Source organism: Pseudomonas sp. TUM22785 (genome assembly GCF_028198105.1).
GTDB classification, from domain to species: domain Bacteria; phylum Pseudomonadota; class Gammaproteobacteria; order Pseudomonadales; family Pseudomonadaceae; genus Metapseudomonas; species Metapseudomonas solani.
In genome coordinates, this window is record NZ_CP116239.1 from 6091329 (window position 1) to 6106154 (window position 14826).

Below are 14826 nucleotides of genomic sequence, written 5' to 3' on the forward strand. Positions count from 1 at the left end.
GGCCCCTTCGGCTCTATCTGCCGTAGCCCGGGCTTCAGCCCGGGGCCTGAGGCGGCCCCACTCCTGGCGACGCCAGAAAAACACTGAACCGCGCGTTTCACCGGGCAGTCCATGCTTACAAGCCCGTCGGCAAGCCCGGGCTTATCCGTCTCGGACGTCATTGTTCCACTCGGCCTCCACAAAGGGCCTATCCGAGTGCCAAAGCACGAGAGAGGAGAACCCCTCATGAAACGTACTGCCCTGTTGATTACAGCCGTCCTGATGGCCTCCCCGGTATTCGCCGATGACCTCTGCACCATCAACCTGCAGAAGATCAGCGACGCCATGGCCACCAACACCACCCTGGGCGACCCGCTGAAGAAAGACGTCGAAGACCTGCGCATGAAGGCCGAACAGGCCAAGACCGCCGGTGACACCGAAGCCTGCATCAACTCGTCCAACATGGCGCTGCAGCGCCTGCAAGGGCCGAACAAGGAAGGCGGTAGCGACGGCGCCAGCCAGTGACCCGCCCCTACTGAAAAGGCCAGCCTCGCGCTGGCTTTTTCATGCCCCGCGTAACGCCCAGCCCCTGCCTATACTCCTGGACACCCCCGCCAGGAGCCTCGCCATGCGCCGCCTCGCTGCCTTTATCGCCGCCGCCCTGATCAGCACCCCGCTCTGGGCCATGCACTGCCCCCAGGACATGGCCAAGATCGACGAAATGCTCAAGACCGATCCGCCCTCCGATGCCGCCCTGCTGGCCGAAGTCCAGCGCCTGCGCGCGGAAGGCGAAGAGCTGCACAAGGCCGGCAACCACGAGGAATCGGCCAAGGTGCTCAAGGAAGCCATCGACATGCTGCAAGCCGGCGAATGAGCCTGGCCCGGCACCTGTAAACATCCACGCACTTGGAACGTGGCTTTGCTTTTGACCACTGGGAAAGGGGCGCAACCAGACCTCGAGCATGCAGCCGCCGCTCAGTCCGGACGTAGGGTGTGCTGCGCGCACCTGGGGCTCACCGGAGGCACCGTGCGGCGGTGCGCGCGGCACACCCTACGGCACGAGCTCATCCTGTCAGTTCTCAGCTCGAATCGTCACAGGCAGAACCGATGACCATGACCACGCCCTAAGGACGTGTCTTCCCACGCTCAAATGAAAAAGGGCTGCGCATGGCCTGCGCAGCCCTGGTAGCCCGGGCTTCAGCCCGGGGAGAGTTCACTCGCCTCAGAAGGCCGGCGGCTCCCGTTCCAGCAGCGACAGCGCCAGGCGGCGCACCTGCTGCAGGTCCACCGGCTTGGTCAGGCAGGCATCGGCACCGCGACGGCGCGCTTCCGAAAGGCTCGCCTCATCCACCGCGGCGCTCACCACCATCACCGGCATGCTGCGCAGGCGCGGCGTGCGTCGCACGTAATCGAGCACTTCCAGGCCATCGCCATCCGGCAGGTCCAGATCCAGCAGCAGGAGCGCCGGCGTCTGTGCTTCCAGGGTCGACAAGGCACGACCGACCGATCCCGCACCGCGGACCTCGGCCATGTCGCGCAGGCCTTCCTTGAGCACCTTGAGGCAGGCCGGGTGGTCCTCGACGCAGAGCACCTGGGCCAGCACCGGCGCCGGTGGGCTTTCCTGGATGCCGGCATCCGCCTGGTTCGGCGGCGCAGCGCTGGGCAGGTCGATCCAGAAGCGGCTGCCGATGTCGCGGGTGCTGCTGAAGCCGATCTCCCCGCCCATCAGCTCCGCCAGCTCGCGGCACAGCACCAGGCCGATGCCGGTACCGGGGATGGTGGAGTTCTCCCGGCCCAGGCGCTGGAAGGGCTGGAACAGCATGGCCTGCTGCTCCTCGCTGAGCCCCGAGCCGCTGTCCGCCACCCACAGGCGCACGCCGGCCGAGCGCAGCTCGTAACCGAGGCTGACCATGCCTTGCGGGTTGTTGTACTTCACCGCGTTGGACAGCAGGTTGAGCAGCACCTGGCGCAGGCGCCGGGCATCGGCCAGCACGAAGAGCGCGGGCTCGGGCGGCGTCATCATCTGCAGGTGCAGCTGGCGGGTCTGCAGCTCCGGCTGGATCAGCTCGGCGCAGCCGGCCAGCAAGGGGCCGATTTCCACCGGCTTGAGCTGCAGCTGCTGGCGGCGGTTCTCGATGCTCGACAGGTCGAGGATGTCGTCCACCAGGGAGGTCAGGTGGCGGCTGGCGTTGACGATCTCCTGGGCGTACTCGGCCTCTTCGCGGCGCTCGTCCTTGCCCTCGGTCTCCAACCCGATGAGCTGGGCGAACCCGTGGATGGCGTTGAGCGGTGTGCGCAGCTCGTGGCTCATGCTGGAGAGGAAACGGCTCTTCGCCTGGCTCGCCGCCATGGCCTCGCGGCTGGCACGGCGCAGTTCGTCCTCCACCTGCTTGAGGCGGGTGATGTCCACATGGGTGCCCGCCACCAACTGGGCGCGGCCTTCGCTGTCACGCTCCAGCACCTTGCCGCGGCTCAGCAGCCAGGCGTACTGGCCATCGGCATCGGCGAAGCGGTATTCGGCATCGAAGTTGTCCTGGTCGCTGTCGGCGAAGAACAGCCGCAGCCGGCGCACGCGCTCCACGTCGTCGGGGTGCACGCGGTCGTTGAAGTCGTTGAAGCTGAGCTCGTCGGAAGGCAGGCCGAAGCGTTTCACGAAGCGCCCGCTCATCTTGATCGACAGCGTGCGCGCGTCTACTTCCCAGAGGCTTTCGGTGGTGCTCTCCAGCACCAGCTCCAGGTTGCGCTGGGCCTCGACGCGCTCTTCTTCGCTGGCGCGCAACTGGTCGCCGGTCTGTTGTACCGCCAGGGCCATGGACTCCAATTCCATGATCCGGCTGCTCGGCGCCTCGGGACCGAAGTCGCCCTGGCCGATGCGCTGCATCATCCCGGAGATGCCGGCCAGCGGCACCGAGAGCTCGTCGCTCAGGCGCCGCGAACGGGCCCACATCCAGGCGAAGAACAGGGCATAGAAGAAGGCCAGGCCGGCGATCAGCAGGTAGCCGATCTGCAGGTAACGCTCGGCGAGACGGTTGGTCTCGCGGAAGATGTTGGCCTCGTCCACCACCATCATCAGGCGCCAGCCGGTCTGCGGGATCTCGGTCCAGGCCACCAGCTGCTTGCGCCCGCCCAGCAGCACTTCCTTCATGTTGCCCTCGCCGGACTTCATCGCCTGCAGGATGGGCTGCATCTCGGCGTGCTTGGCCAGGTTGAAGTCTTCGGGCTTGAGCACCTCGCGGCGCACCGCCTCCTCGTAGGAATAGCGGGTCAGCTCGCGCAGGCCGAAATCACGCTCCCCCGCCGCCGGCAGCGCCATGATGCTGTTGTCGCGGCTCACCAGCATCGCGTAGCCCTGCCACGGCACCTTGAGGTTGCTGATGGCGCCGAGCATCTGCCCCACGGTGATGTCCAGGCCGACCACGCCTTCGAGGAAGTCATCGCGATACACCGGCGAGATCGCCGACATCATCCAGCCCTGCCCGGCCGGGTCGAGGTAGACGTCGGTCCAGACCACCTTGCGCCCCGGGTTATGCCCGGCGTCGGCGAGGTAATAGAAGTTGTAATCGGGTATCACCATGTCATGGGGATACTGCTCGGGCGTCATGAAGAAGGGGTAGATGCGGTTGTAGCTGTCCCAGCTGTTGAAATACACCGCCGCCATCAGCGGGTCGCTCTCGCGGATCGAGCGCATCAAGGGGTCCAGCTGCGACAGGCGCAGGGCTTTCTCGTGGTCCTGGCGCTCCACCGGCGTGCTGTTGGCATAGAAGGAGGCCGAGCGGCCATCGTCGCTCTGGGTGTAGAACACCCCATCTTCGCTCAGGCGATGGCGCGAATGCTCCAGGGCATCCGGCTGGTAGCTGCGATCGAGCAGCGCGCGGCCGGCGCTGTCACGGAACAACCGCACCAGCACCTCGATGCTCTGCAGCCGTCCATCGATGATCTTGCCCTCGCGGCGCACGGCGCTGCCCAGGTCCTCCAGCGCGCTCTGCTGCAGGTAATCGACCTGCGCATCACGGATCGCACTGTTGGTCAGCAGATAGACGGCGATCAGCACCGACTCCACCAGAATCAGTGGGATCAGCGCGCTTTGCACGAACGCACGCCAAATCCACTGGCGCAACGGATAACGGGGGGAGCGCGGCATTCGGAGGACTCGTTTGAGGGACATCCTGACAATAGCTGGCAATCATAAGCGAAGCCGGCGGACAGCCCAATTGTGCACTGAAGGTCGACGCGGCAACGCCTTTGGCGTACCATCGCCCGTCTAGCTTTACCACTAGAAGCTTTTGGGGCCGATTAGGATTCGACGCCGGTAACAAAACTCTAGGGGCATGCCGAGCTGGTAGCAGACCTCGTAAATCAGCTGCTGCAAACTTATAGTTGCCAACGACGACAACTACGGGGCGGCCCTCGCGGCCTAACCCTTCTGGTGGCTTCGGCCGCCAGCAGTCATAAGGGGATGCCTGTAAACCCGAAATGACTGTCAGATAGAACAGGATCGCCGCCAAGTTCGCTGTAGACGTAACGGCTAAAACTTATACAGCTCGCTCTGAGCACCCTGCCAGTCGGGCCGCAAAGAGCTAACTCAGTAGACTTGGCTAAGCATGTAGTCCCGAAAGCGGCGCACTGGCGGACGGGGGTTCAAATCCCCCCGGCTCCACCAAACGCAAAGCCCCTGAAGATCGCAAGATCTCCAGGGGCTTTTTCTTTGGGCGTCGACAAGCCCGCCCATAGCAACAGCAAGAAGACGCGACTACGGAGGGAAGCCCAACTCCTCCACAATCAGCATCCCGCTTGGCGCTCTCACCGCCAGCTTCACCGAATCGCCCCGCACCTCCAGCACCTCGACCTCGATCCCCTGGGTCAGCAACAGTCGCATCACCTGCGTCCCCAGCTTCCCATCGAGGAGGTTGATCGACACCACATCGCCCAGCCGGCAGACGCCTTCATGTAATTGCACGTGACGTACCTCCGATTTCTCCTGAGGTAGAGGACAGCACAGGAAAAGGACCAGGGCGAGGGCAGGTGGATGGCTTCGGAGAATTCCCTGTCACCAAGGACGGCATCTCTATGCCCGGGTGCATAGGCGCATACACCTGGCGAAGCTCGTGCAATGGTATTTCAACGAGTATTTCTCGAACCCGACCTCCCTTCACTCCTCCTGCGCCCTCTGCATCTCCAGCAACCGAGAAAAATCTTCGAGATTGCTACGCGACAGCTGCACCACAGCATCCATCAATGCCCCTTCCCGGTACTCGCCAAACCAGGGCCCGGGGAAGCCTTCCCGAAACGCAGCGTTATCCAGAATGATCTCGGCGATCACCTGAACCGTATGCAGCCTCGACTCCAACCGCTCGCGCAGTTCACGAAGGCGACGTTGTTGATGGGTCAGTGAAAGCGGATCGGGATCATTCATGGCGCACCTCCTTGGTTCGGCTATCAGGCCGTTTCGCATAAAAACGAGCATGCCCAGCGCGGCGTGAGTCGGCCAGACTCCTGGTAGAGCCACAGCCGTACTCCAACCAGTTGATGTTTTCCGCCATGGGCCAGACGGACACTTCAGCGTGAGCCCTAGGTAGCAAGCCGCCGGGACGCCCTCCCCTCTCCCTCACGACCCCCGCTCCTTTTCCACGAGCTCACGGATCAGCAACGCGACGTTGACCATCACATGCTTGCCCAGCTTGTGTGAGGGGATGTAGCCGTTGCGAATCCATCCCCAGACGATGTTGTGTTCATCCCCCATGCGTATCCAGTCGGCGAATTCGCGCCACGGCATGATCGGAGGTGCGCAGAGCAGGTGTTTGAGCGTTAGGTCGGTTCCTTCCACATCCTTGGCCTTTGCTGCACTATGTTGGGCTTTCAAGCGGCTTGAGCGGCAATCAAGTCAATAATTAACCAGGTCAATTATTGACTCGATCGATTAAAAGTCAATAGTTACCTCGAAAAATGCGGTTTGTCTGACTACATGGAAAGCTCTGCAGATAGGGCAAGGCTGCTAATCAAGAAGATCGGCCCAAAAAAACTTAGCCAATTGAGCGATACCGAACACAGTCGCTGGCTCAATGTGAGCAAAGGGGCTGTGCGTGTTAGCACAGAGGAGATCGATGTGCTTGTGAGCGCTTTCCCTCAGTACGCGCTTTGGATTGCGAGTGGGAAAATTCTTCCGGAAGGAGGGCAAACCAGTCCGGACTTCGATGAGAAGAGCTCAAATTGAACTTAATCCCACCTCAACCCTGGATAACGTCAATTTGACTCAGGCCTGGTTAGAGTTAAACGACGTGAGTCATTTTGCCCCAGTCAATGAACAAAAAGGATGATCAAAGAGCGTGTTCTCACCATCCTGTCGTGATCGGAAATCAGGCTCCCGAAGCTTGAGGAATTGACCGGGATCAGCCGCTACACCTGGAGCAACCTCAAGAATCCCTCCAAGAACAGAGAGATCAAGGAGGAGGAGATCCTGGCAATCGCCAAGGTCTACCCCCAGTTCCGCTGGTAGCTCCTGACAGGCGAGGAGATGCCTGAGGTAGGGCAGATCAGCCCAGACGACCCTGTCTCGAGCGAGCCAAGCGACGAGACTGAGTAGCAAACAGCGAGTGCCCGCAGGCACCAGACATTGACAGGGAGTGGTCAATGAAAGCCGACAGAAACGACGCCCCGCGCTATCTCCATCGCAAACGAACAGCAGAAGCCGGCAAATGGCTTGCCGCAGGAGTCATCGGAACCAGCGTCGCGTTGAGCCTGCTCTACCTGGCGGGCGTCAATCTCCCCCTCCTGCAAGACCCGAAGCCCGCCGCACAGGCTCAGCAACAGCACTATGAACAGTCCTCGCTGCCGCCCTTCGTAGACACCGATCCAACGCAACCAAAGGCCGAAGACATGTTCTGGGCCAACGTCAAAAAACAGGAGCAGCAAACCCGCGCTCGGCAGACCGACTTCAACGACCACAACTACACGCCACGCCAGCCCGACAATGTGGTGAGCATGGAAGGGGTCAGGCAATCAATCGCCTACGAACAGAACGCGCAACCCTCAACGACACGCCGCCGAAACGTGGAAAGCGATAGCCACTGGGTCGACAAATGGAGCGGCGGTGGCCAGTACCTCGCCCACTGGAACGTAGTGAATAACTACATCGATGGCGGCAGCGTCTGCGGCAACCACAAGCGCGGCTCGATTGACTATCGGGAATGCCGAAAAGGTGCCAAGCAGTATTTCAAGCAGGCGTGCAGAAAGTGGGGGAGCCGCTATCAGAGCGACCGAGAGGCCAGGAGTGATTGGCTGAAACAGCGGTACTGTTCGTCGGCAAGCAGCTTTAGCCCGATGGGATGAGGGCCATGAAAAGCAAACCTGACTCTCTGCCTCTGGCGTGCCCCTGATGTGCCCATGTCTCTGCTGCATCACCTCCAGCCCATCATGAGTAACCCATTCCGGGATAAGCCTGAAATGGGTTTATTCAAACCACCGGCCCTCGTTCCGGTGACCCCATGAAAACCATCAACTCCCTGCCCTACCAACGCCTGCTCGAATTGCTCATCGCAGCGCGCAATGAGTCGGGTATGACCCAACAGCAGCTGTCAGAGAAGCTGCTGCGTCCTCAGTCCTATGTTTCCAAATACGAGCGCAGCGAAAGGCGGCTCGATGTGGTCGAGTTCCTGCTGGTCGTGCAGAGCCTCGGCGCGGAACCCTTTGCGCTCTTGCGGGAGATTCAGCCCTTGCTCGATCAATTCGGCAGGCGTCAGGAAAACGAAATCGACTGACCCCAAAAGCAAAAAAAGCGGGAGCCCCAAAAGGCTCCCGCTTTTCATTTCGGTCTTCGCTTCACCCCATCACTTGTTGCCAGTCAACGCCGCATAGCTGGTCATCAGGTTGCGGTAGTCGGGGATGTGGTTGGAGCACAGGGCGGCCAGGCCTTCCACGTCGTTGCGCCAGTCGCGGTGCAGTTCGCAGGCCACGCCGAACCAGTTCATAAGCTGCGCGCCGGCCTGGCTCATGCGATTCCATGCCGCGTTGCGGGTCATCTCGTTGAAGGTGCCGGAGGCGTCGGTCACCACGAACACCTCGAAGCCTTCCTCCAGGGCGGAGAGGGCCGGGAAGGCCACGCAGACCTCTGTCACCACGCCGGCGATGATCAGCTGCTTCTTGCCGGTGGCCTTGATCGCCTTGACGAAGTCTTCGTTATCCCAGGCGTTGATCTGGCCGGGGCGGGCGATGTAGGGCGCGTCCGGGAACAGCTCTTTCAGCTCGGGGACCAGCGGGCCGTTGGGGCCGGTTTCGAAGCTGGTGGTAAGGATGGTCGGCAGCTTGAAGAACTTGGCGAGGTCAGCCAGGGCCAGGACGTTGTTCTTGAACTTGTCCGGCTCGATGTCGCGAACCAGGGAGAGCAGGCCAGCCTGGTGGTCCACCAGCAGGACGGCGGCGTTGTCTTTGTCGAGACGGTTGTAGGTGAAATTGGTCATGGTGCGTTCCTCGCTTTTCGATGTTTGGGTGCCGGTTCGGCGTTGGTTTCTTTCGCTTCGTTGCAGTGGCTGACTGCATGTGGGAAAGATTAAATTCGGCCCCCTTTCGCCGCCAGACTGCAAAAATCAGCTCTAGCGTTCTATTTCAGGAACGATAACGACACACGCATGAGGGAAAACGGGCCGGCAGTGGCTGCTGGCCCGGGAGGGTTCTAGGCCCGCATCAGAGGGTGAACACCAACCGCGATGCCGTGGCCCGGTTCCAGGCGGATTCCACCTCGGCCAGCGGCACCGCCTCGGCGTCGATGGTCAGGCCCGCAGCAGGTACTGCGGCGAGCAATTGGCCGACCACCCGCACCAGCCCGGCGTTGGAGAGGCTGCCCAGGCCACTGCCCATCAGTTCCAGGCCCGAGCTGCGCAGCACGGCGCCGGGGAAGTCGATGCTGTTGCCGGAGATCGAGCCGATCTGCACGAAGCGCACGCGCGGCTCGGCCTCGCGGCTGCCGTGACCGGATGCAGCGGCGAGGAAGGTGGCGGCCGAAGCGCCCCAGAGGTAGTCGAGTACCACGTTGGCGCCATCGCCCTGGATGACCTCGCGGAAGCGCGCCTTCAGCTCGTCCGCCGGCAGGTCCAGCGGGATGGCCGCATCGGCGCCGAGGCCGCCCAGGGTGCGCAGGCTGTCGGCGTTGCGCCCGGTAACGGTGATGCGACCAGCACCGAGGTGACGGGCCACCTGGATCGCCAGGCGCCCGGAGGCACCGGTGGCACCGTTGATCAGCACGCTCTCGCCGGACTGGAAATTCGCCCGGTCGATCAGCGCCGCCCAGGACGACATGCCGGGGTTGGCGATGGCCGCTGCGGTGACGTCATCCACCCCGTCGGGCACCTCAACCAGGTTCGCTGCAGGCACCACGCTGTACTCGCCCATGGCGCCGTAAAGCGGGCGCGGGAAGGCGAAGTACACCCGCCGCCCATCCTCCAGCTCCCCGACCCCGTCCACGCCCGGCACCAGCGGCAGCACCTTGCCGCTGCTGTAGTGCCGGCCTGAGGCCTGCGCCTTTACCAGTTGGCTCAACGCTGCTGCACGGACCCGCACCCGAACTTCCCCCTCGCCCGCCTCGGGGGTGGCGAAATCGGCGTAGCGCGGTGCTTGGTTGAAGTCATGGACGACGGCGGCCTTCATGGCGGGCTCCGGAGCGGGTTGGAAAACCGGGATGCTACCCCTCACCCGCCATCGGTGGCACGCAGGTCGTACGCCGAATATAAGCAGCGGTGCCCCTGAGAAAGGCCTCGTGTGCCACCTACCGGGCCAAGAACTTTCAACAGGTTTGGCGCAAATTCCTCCTACGCCAAAACAGCAGTCCAGGCAGATCCGCCCCGCTTGGCTACCCCTATCCTCTCCCTGCTTTTCTCCCCGGGGTCAGCCTGCACGTATAGAGCGCGAGCCCGCCCCGCTACCAGGCGACAGGAGCCCCCCTATGCCGTACATGACCATCAGAACCGGTCGAACGAATCGCTACGCCCGGTTCTACCCCTCGCGATTCCAGTTGGACCTGTACGGGAATGGCGCGGAGGAGCGCATCGACCTCGGGGTTTCCGGCAGCCGCGTGCTCGAACTGCTGCTCAACGCGCCCGGCGAGGTGGTGCCGCGCGAAGCGCTGCTCAACCATGCCTGGTCGGATCGCATCGCCAGCCAGGGCAGCCTCACCCAGCAGATCGACACACTGCGCCAGGCGCTCGCGGACGAGACGCAGCACGAAATCATTCAGACGCTGCCACGGCGCGGTTACAGGTTCAATCCACTATTCCTGATCAGCACCGCGAGCGGCATTGCGACCAGTGACACGCAGGAAGAACGACTCCTGCCGATAGCTGCCACGCCACCCTGTGCCACCGGGGGCAAGCCGACGCCATACTGGACCCGACCCTGGCTGATAGCCCTGTGCTCCCCCATCGCCATCGGGCTCTGTATCACCGGGCTGTTGTGCTTCCAGCTCTCCGAGCAGCGGCTTCATACCCAGGACATGCAACTGGGAACGCTGACCATCACCTACCTCGATGAGCACGAAGAGGCGCTCCGCGAACTGGTCCGCGACACGGCCGTGCTCAACCCGCGCCTGCAATCGTTGGTCAGCGCTTCCACTCACTTGCTGGTGTTTCGCAGCGCCGACTTCTACGAGATCGTCTGTCTGCACGACGGGCGCAGCGCCAGTTGGTTGATGGTGCAACGCAACATCGTGGACTCGGTCCCCGAGGCCCAATTGGCGAGGTGCCTGCAATGACGCTTCAGCGTCTTCGCCAGCGGCCCCGCCGCCATTTGCTGGTTCTGCTCTCGGTGCTGGCCTCGGGCCTGGCGCCAGCTTCGCTGTGGTATGGCACGCACTCGACCCAGATGATCGACGGCCAGTACGCCGCCAACGGCCAGGTGGTGCTCGAAAATGGCCAGGTGCTGGACATCGTCCACTGGACCCTCTTCCGCGACGGCCGCTTTTATACGATGACCCGCTACGGACGCAGCCTGCTGGAAACATCCGGGCGGGTGGAGCGCGACCTCATCGGCCACCTCAGCCTGCTGGTCGAGAGTGGCGGCCCGACCGATGCCCTGCAGACCAGCGGCAACGACGACGAGGTGATGCTCAACCTGCTCTACAGCAACCAACGCGGCTCACGAATCCGCATGGAGCCCCTGGGTGATTGCTTCTGGGCCGTGGAAACACGGCACATCTTCTGCCCGCAGAAGAGCCGGGGGCCCTTCAGGCGCGCCAACGAAGCCCTATGAACCAGGGCTGCCCGGCCCGCTCACCCGCGCAACAACACTGAAGGCATGGCAGGTAGTGCCTCTGTCCGAAGCAAAGAAAGATGCGTTCAGAAGACTCAGAACCGCACTGCGGGATGGAGCAGTGCGCAGCGAAAGCCATCACCTAGGCGACTCGACCCGAACGTTTTCGCAGTGTCTGCGAGGGTTTAGGCCGGGCGTTCGCTGCGCGGGGTGATGGCCCGCAGGATGCCGTTGAGCAGCACGCCGTAGAGCGGCACGAACAGCACCAGGCTGACGCTGAGCTTGACGCCGTAGTCCACCGTGGCGATCTCCACCCAGTGCTCGGCCATGAAGGGGTTGTCGCTGTGCCAGAAGGCCACCGAGAAGAAGGTGAAGGTGTCCAGCAGGTTGCCGGCGATGGTGGAGACCACCGGGGCGATCCACCACTGGCGCATCGTGCGCAGGCGATCGAAGACCTGGATGTCGAGGATCTGCCCCAGCACGTAGGCGAGGAAACTCGCCAGCGAGATGCGGGCGACGAACAGGTTGAACTCGCCCAGGGCGCCGAAGCCCTGGAAGGCCGCATCCTGGAACAGCACGGAGACCACGTAGGAGGCCGCCAGCGCCGGCAGCATCACGCGGGCGATCACCTGGCGCGCGGCCTGTTTGCCGAGCAGGCGCACTGTCAGGTCGGTGGCGAGGAAGATGAACGGGAAGCTGAACGCGCCCCAGGTGGTCTGCCAACCGAACAGGGTCATGGGCAGCTGCACCAGGTAGTTGCTGGCGATGATGATCAGGATATGGAAGGCGATGAGGCCGGTCAGCGCGGGGCGCCAGACCGTGGGAAGAGCTGCGGGCATGGTGATTCACATCCTTTTTGCCGATGGGGTTAGGGAACCCATGTCGCAGCCCCATGGCCACGACGGCGCGCATTCTAACTTGACCCGCGCGTCAAAAAAAGACGTCGAGCCAGTGCTTTCGTCGGCGGCCGGGCCTCAGCCGTGCGCCAGCGCCTCGGCGTACACCGCCAGGCGACCGCGCCCACCGTTCTTGGCCTGGTAGCAAGCGATATCGGCCTGGCGCAGTAGCTCGGCCGGCTCGCTGTTGCCGGCCCGCAGGGTGGCCAGGCCGACGCTGGCGCCGACCTTGAAGACCTGCCCTTCCCACTCGAAGCGCAGCGCCTGGATGTGTTCGATCAACCGCGCGGCGAGCATCTCCGCCTGGACCAGGGGGCAGCTGCGCAGGATCATCGAGAACTCGTCGCCGCCCAGGCGCGCCAGCAGGTCGCCGCTGCGCACCAGGTCCTGCATCAATCGCGAGATGCGCCGCAGCAGTTCGTCTCCGGCGGCGTGACCAGCGTTGTCGTTGACCTGCTTGAAGTGGTCCAGGTCGATGAAAAACAGCACGCTGTGCCCGGCGTTCTGCTCCACCTCGCGGCAGCTCTCCGCCAGGGCGTCCTCGAAGGCCGGGCGGTTGAGCAGCCCGGTCAAGGCATCGTGGGTGGCGGCGTAGCGCAGGTGCTTCTGCATGGCCCGCGCCTCGCTGACATCGGTGAACACCAGCACGCTGCCGAGCAGCTCGCCTTCGGCACTGCGCACCGGGGCCGCCTGGCCACGCAGGGCGATGAGGCCACCGGCGCCATGGCGCAGGGACGAGTGCCCGGGAATGCTTTCCACCGTGCCCAGTTCCAGGCAGGGCCGCACCGGGCTGGCCACCGGCCGCCCCTCTTCGCTTTCCAGGGGCAGCACGCGCTCGATGGCCTGGCCACGGGCCGCAGCGGTGCTCCAGCCGCTGAGGCGTTCGGCCACCGGGTTGAGGAAGCGCACGCGGCCGTCCAGGTCGGTGGTGATCACCCCGTCGCCGATGGAGTTGAGCGTCACCTGAAGGCGCTCGCGCTCGTCGTTCAGGCGTTCGGTGAGTTCGCGCAACTGGGTCACGTCCCAGTTGGTGCCGATCATCCGGGTGGGCTTGCCCTCGGCGTCCAGGGCCAGGCTGCCGTGGCCACGCAAGGCGCGGACATCGCCATTGGGCAGGGTGACGCGGAACTCCACGTCCAGCTGCGCCAGGCCTTCGCGCACACGCTGTAGCTCACGTTGCATGGCGTCGATATCGCCGGGGTGGACGAAGCGCGCCCACTCCTCGTAACTCACCGGCCGCCCCAGCGGACGCATGCCGTAGAGGCGGAACAGGCTGTCGTCCCAGATCATGTCGTCGCTGATCAGGTCCCAGTCCCAGACACCTACGCCGCTGGCGCCGGTGGCCAGGGAATAGCGCTGGGCCAGCTCGGCCAGTTCGGCCTCGGCGCGCTTGCGCCGGTCGATGTCCTCGATCTGCGCGATGAAGTACAGCGGCCGCCCTTCCGCATCGCGCACCAGCGACACCGCCAGCAGTGCCCAGACTGCGGAGCCGTCGCGGCGCAGGTAGCGCTTCTCCAGCCGATAGTTGTCGCGACGGCCAGCGAGTGCGTCCTGCACCAGTTCCAGGTCGCCGGAGAGGTCATCGGCATGCGTGATGCCCTGGAAGCTCTGCGCGCTCAGCTCGTCCGGCAAGTAGCCGAGCATCTCGCACAGGGCGCGGTTGACCCGCTGCAAACGGCCATCCAGCCCCACCAGGGCCATGCCGATGGCCGAGTGCTCCATGGCATCGCGGAAGCGCGCCTCGCTGGCCGCCAGTTCGCGCTGGCGTCGCCGGCCCTGCTCCACGGCGGCAGCCAGCAACAGGGGCGGCAGCAGTGACAGCAGCAAGGGCAGGTAAAGGGTGATCTCCTGCCACAGTGGCGTTACCGGCGGCAGCTCCAGCCCGCCCATGGCGATCATCAGGCCGCCGCTGAAGGAGGTCAGGGTCACCAGCAGCGCCGTGCCGGCGAAGGGCAGCCGCACCGCCGCCAGCAGCAGCGGCAACGACAGGTAGACGAAGGGCGAAGGCAGCAGGCGCAGGGCCACCAGGGTCACCAGCAGCACCAGCGGCACGTAGAAGAACAGTTCGTTAGGGCGCTTCGGCGAGCGCAGGGACTGCAGGCCGTGCTGCTGCAACTGCACCGTCAGCGGCAGGATCGACAAGGTGCCCAGCACCGCGCCCTCGTACCAGGACAGCCAGACCCGGCCAAAGCCGGCATAGCCGATGCTCTGCACGATCAGCGCCCCGAAGGTGGAACTGACCAGCGGCGGCAGCAGCGCCCCCAGGAGAATGAAGCGCAGGAAGGCCGAAGGGCTGCGGCTCATGTTCAGCGCCACGCCGGTACGGCGCAGCAGGGCGGCGGCGAGGATCATCTCCAGCATGTTGGCCGGCAGGAAGCTGGCGGACATGGCCAGGGTGTCGCCCATCAACCGCCCGGCGATCATGTTGGCCAGCAGCATCGCCCCCAGCAGCGCCGGCCAGCGCCGCAGTGGCTGGGCCCAGAGGAAGGTGATGCCGAAGGCGTTGGCGTACCAGAGGGTGGCGATGGTGCCCGGCTGCCGCGCCAGCCACACGGCGCCCAGGGCCAGCAGCAGGTAGCCGAGGAACACCAGCAGCAGGGTCGCGCCGAAGCGCCCGGGCACGGCCGGGGCGGCACTCAAGGCCGGGCGCATCGGAAGGCGGATGGGGCTGGACAGCTGGTGACCACGGCTCATCTCCGGGCAGTCTGCGATTCGTCGG

General features: G+C 64.1%; 14 protein-coding genes and 1 other RNA gene. 7 read left to right on the forward strand and 8 right to left on the reverse strand.

Translation table 11 applies throughout. The features are described 5' to 3' along the window. Positions 1–225: 225 nt before the first annotated feature. On the forward strand, positions 226–504 hold the full coding sequence (locus PI990_RS27715; protein WP_271659090.1) for a hypothetical protein: 279 nt from the start codon (positions 226–228) through the stop codon (positions 502–504). A 103-nt stretch (positions 505–607) separates the two neighbouring features. Further along, a complete protein-coding gene (locus PI990_RS27720; RefSeq protein WP_271659091.1) occupies positions 608–853 on the forward strand; it encodes a hypothetical protein in 246 nt (81 codons plus the stop codon). A gap of 348 nt (positions 854–1201) precedes the next feature. Here the strand turns inward: PI990_RS27720 and PI990_RS27725 are convergent, their stop codons facing one another. After that, complete coding sequence (locus tag PI990_RS27725; RefSeq protein WP_271659092.1) at positions 1202–4120, reverse strand: ATP-binding protein; 2919 nt, start codon at positions 4118–4120, stop codon at positions 1202–1204. A 144-nt stretch (positions 4121–4264) separates the two neighbouring features. Here PI990_RS27725 and ssrA point away from each other — a divergent pair. Then, positions 4265–4639, forward strand: a transfer-messenger RNA (tmRNA) gene (gene ssrA, locus PI990_RS27730). Between the two features lie 90 nt (positions 4640–4729). On the opposite strand, the gene PI990_RS27735 is transcribed toward ssrA, so the two are convergent. The 3 genes from PI990_RS27735 to PI990_RS27745 form a co-directional block, all read right to left on the reverse strand. Beyond that, complete coding sequence (locus tag PI990_RS27735; protein WP_271659093.1) at positions 4730–4936, reverse strand: carbon storage regulator; 207 nt, start codon at positions 4934–4936, stop codon at positions 4730–4732. Between the two features lie 192 nt (positions 4937–5128). After that, positions 5129–5392 carry a hypothetical protein gene (locus tag PI990_RS27740; RefSeq protein WP_021222349.1) on the reverse strand — a complete coding sequence of 88 codons (264 nt, stop codon included), beginning with the start codon at positions 5390–5392 and terminating at the stop codon, positions 5129–5131. A gap of 192 nt (positions 5393–5584) precedes the next feature. Further along, on the reverse strand, positions 5585–5803 hold the full coding sequence (locus tag PI990_RS27745; protein ID WP_271659094.1) for a DNA-binding protein: 219 nt from the start codon (positions 5801–5803) through the stop codon (positions 5585–5587). 803 nt (positions 5804–6606) lie between these two features. Here PI990_RS27745 and PI990_RS27755 point away from each other — a divergent pair. Beyond that, entirely contained in the window at positions 6607–7305 is a 699-nt protein-coding gene (locus PI990_RS27755; RefSeq protein WP_271659095.1) for a hypothetical protein, read from the forward strand. A 155-nt stretch (positions 7306–7460) separates the two neighbouring features. Next, on the forward strand, positions 7461–7733 hold the full coding sequence (locus PI990_RS27760; protein ID WP_271659096.1) for a helix-turn-helix domain-containing protein: 273 nt from the start codon (positions 7461–7463) through the stop codon (positions 7731–7733). A 69-nt stretch (positions 7734–7802) separates the two neighbouring features. On the opposite strand, the gene ycaC is transcribed toward PI990_RS27760, so the two are convergent. Next, positions 7803–8432 (reverse strand): isochorismate family cysteine hydrolase YcaC, encoded by a 630-nt coding sequence (ycaC, locus tag PI990_RS27765; RefSeq protein ID WP_265168064.1) that lies wholly within the window; start codon positions 8430–8432, stop codon positions 7803–7805. 223 nt (positions 8433–8655) lie between these two features. Then, positions 8656–9615, reverse strand: coding sequence for a quinone oxidoreductase family protein (locus tag PI990_RS27770; protein ID WP_271659097.1), 960 nt, complete (start codon positions 9613–9615; stop codon positions 8656–8658). 295 nt (positions 9616–9910) lie between these two features. Between PI990_RS27770 and PI990_RS27775 the strand changes: the two genes are divergently transcribed. Then, the gene (locus tag PI990_RS27775) at positions 9911–10714 is read left to right on the forward strand and encodes a transcriptional regulator (RefSeq protein WP_271659098.1); all 804 of its coding nucleotides are present in this window, start codon (positions 9911–9913) and stop codon (positions 10712–10714) included. After that, positions 10711–11211 carry a hypothetical protein gene (locus PI990_RS27780; protein ID WP_271659099.1) on the forward strand — a complete coding sequence of 167 codons (501 nt, stop codon included), beginning with the start codon at positions 10711–10713 and terminating at the stop codon, positions 11209–11211. The genes PI990_RS27775 and PI990_RS27780 overlap by 4 nt, the downstream gene beginning before the upstream one ends. Positions 11212–11396: 185 nt before the next feature. On the opposite strand, the gene PI990_RS27785 is transcribed toward PI990_RS27780, so the two are convergent. Then, positions 11397–12050 (reverse strand): 7-cyano-7-deazaguanine/7-aminomethyl-7-deazaguanine transporter, encoded by a 654-nt coding sequence (locus PI990_RS27785; protein WP_271659100.1) that lies wholly within the window; start codon positions 12048–12050, stop codon positions 11397–11399. Positions 12051–12185: 135 nt separating this feature from the next. Next, the gene (locus PI990_RS27790) at positions 12186–14801 is read right to left on the reverse strand and encodes a PAS domain S-box protein (RefSeq protein ID WP_271659101.1); all 2616 of its coding nucleotides are present in this window, start codon (positions 14799–14801) and stop codon (positions 12186–12188) included. Positions 14802–14826 lie beyond the last annotated feature (25 nt).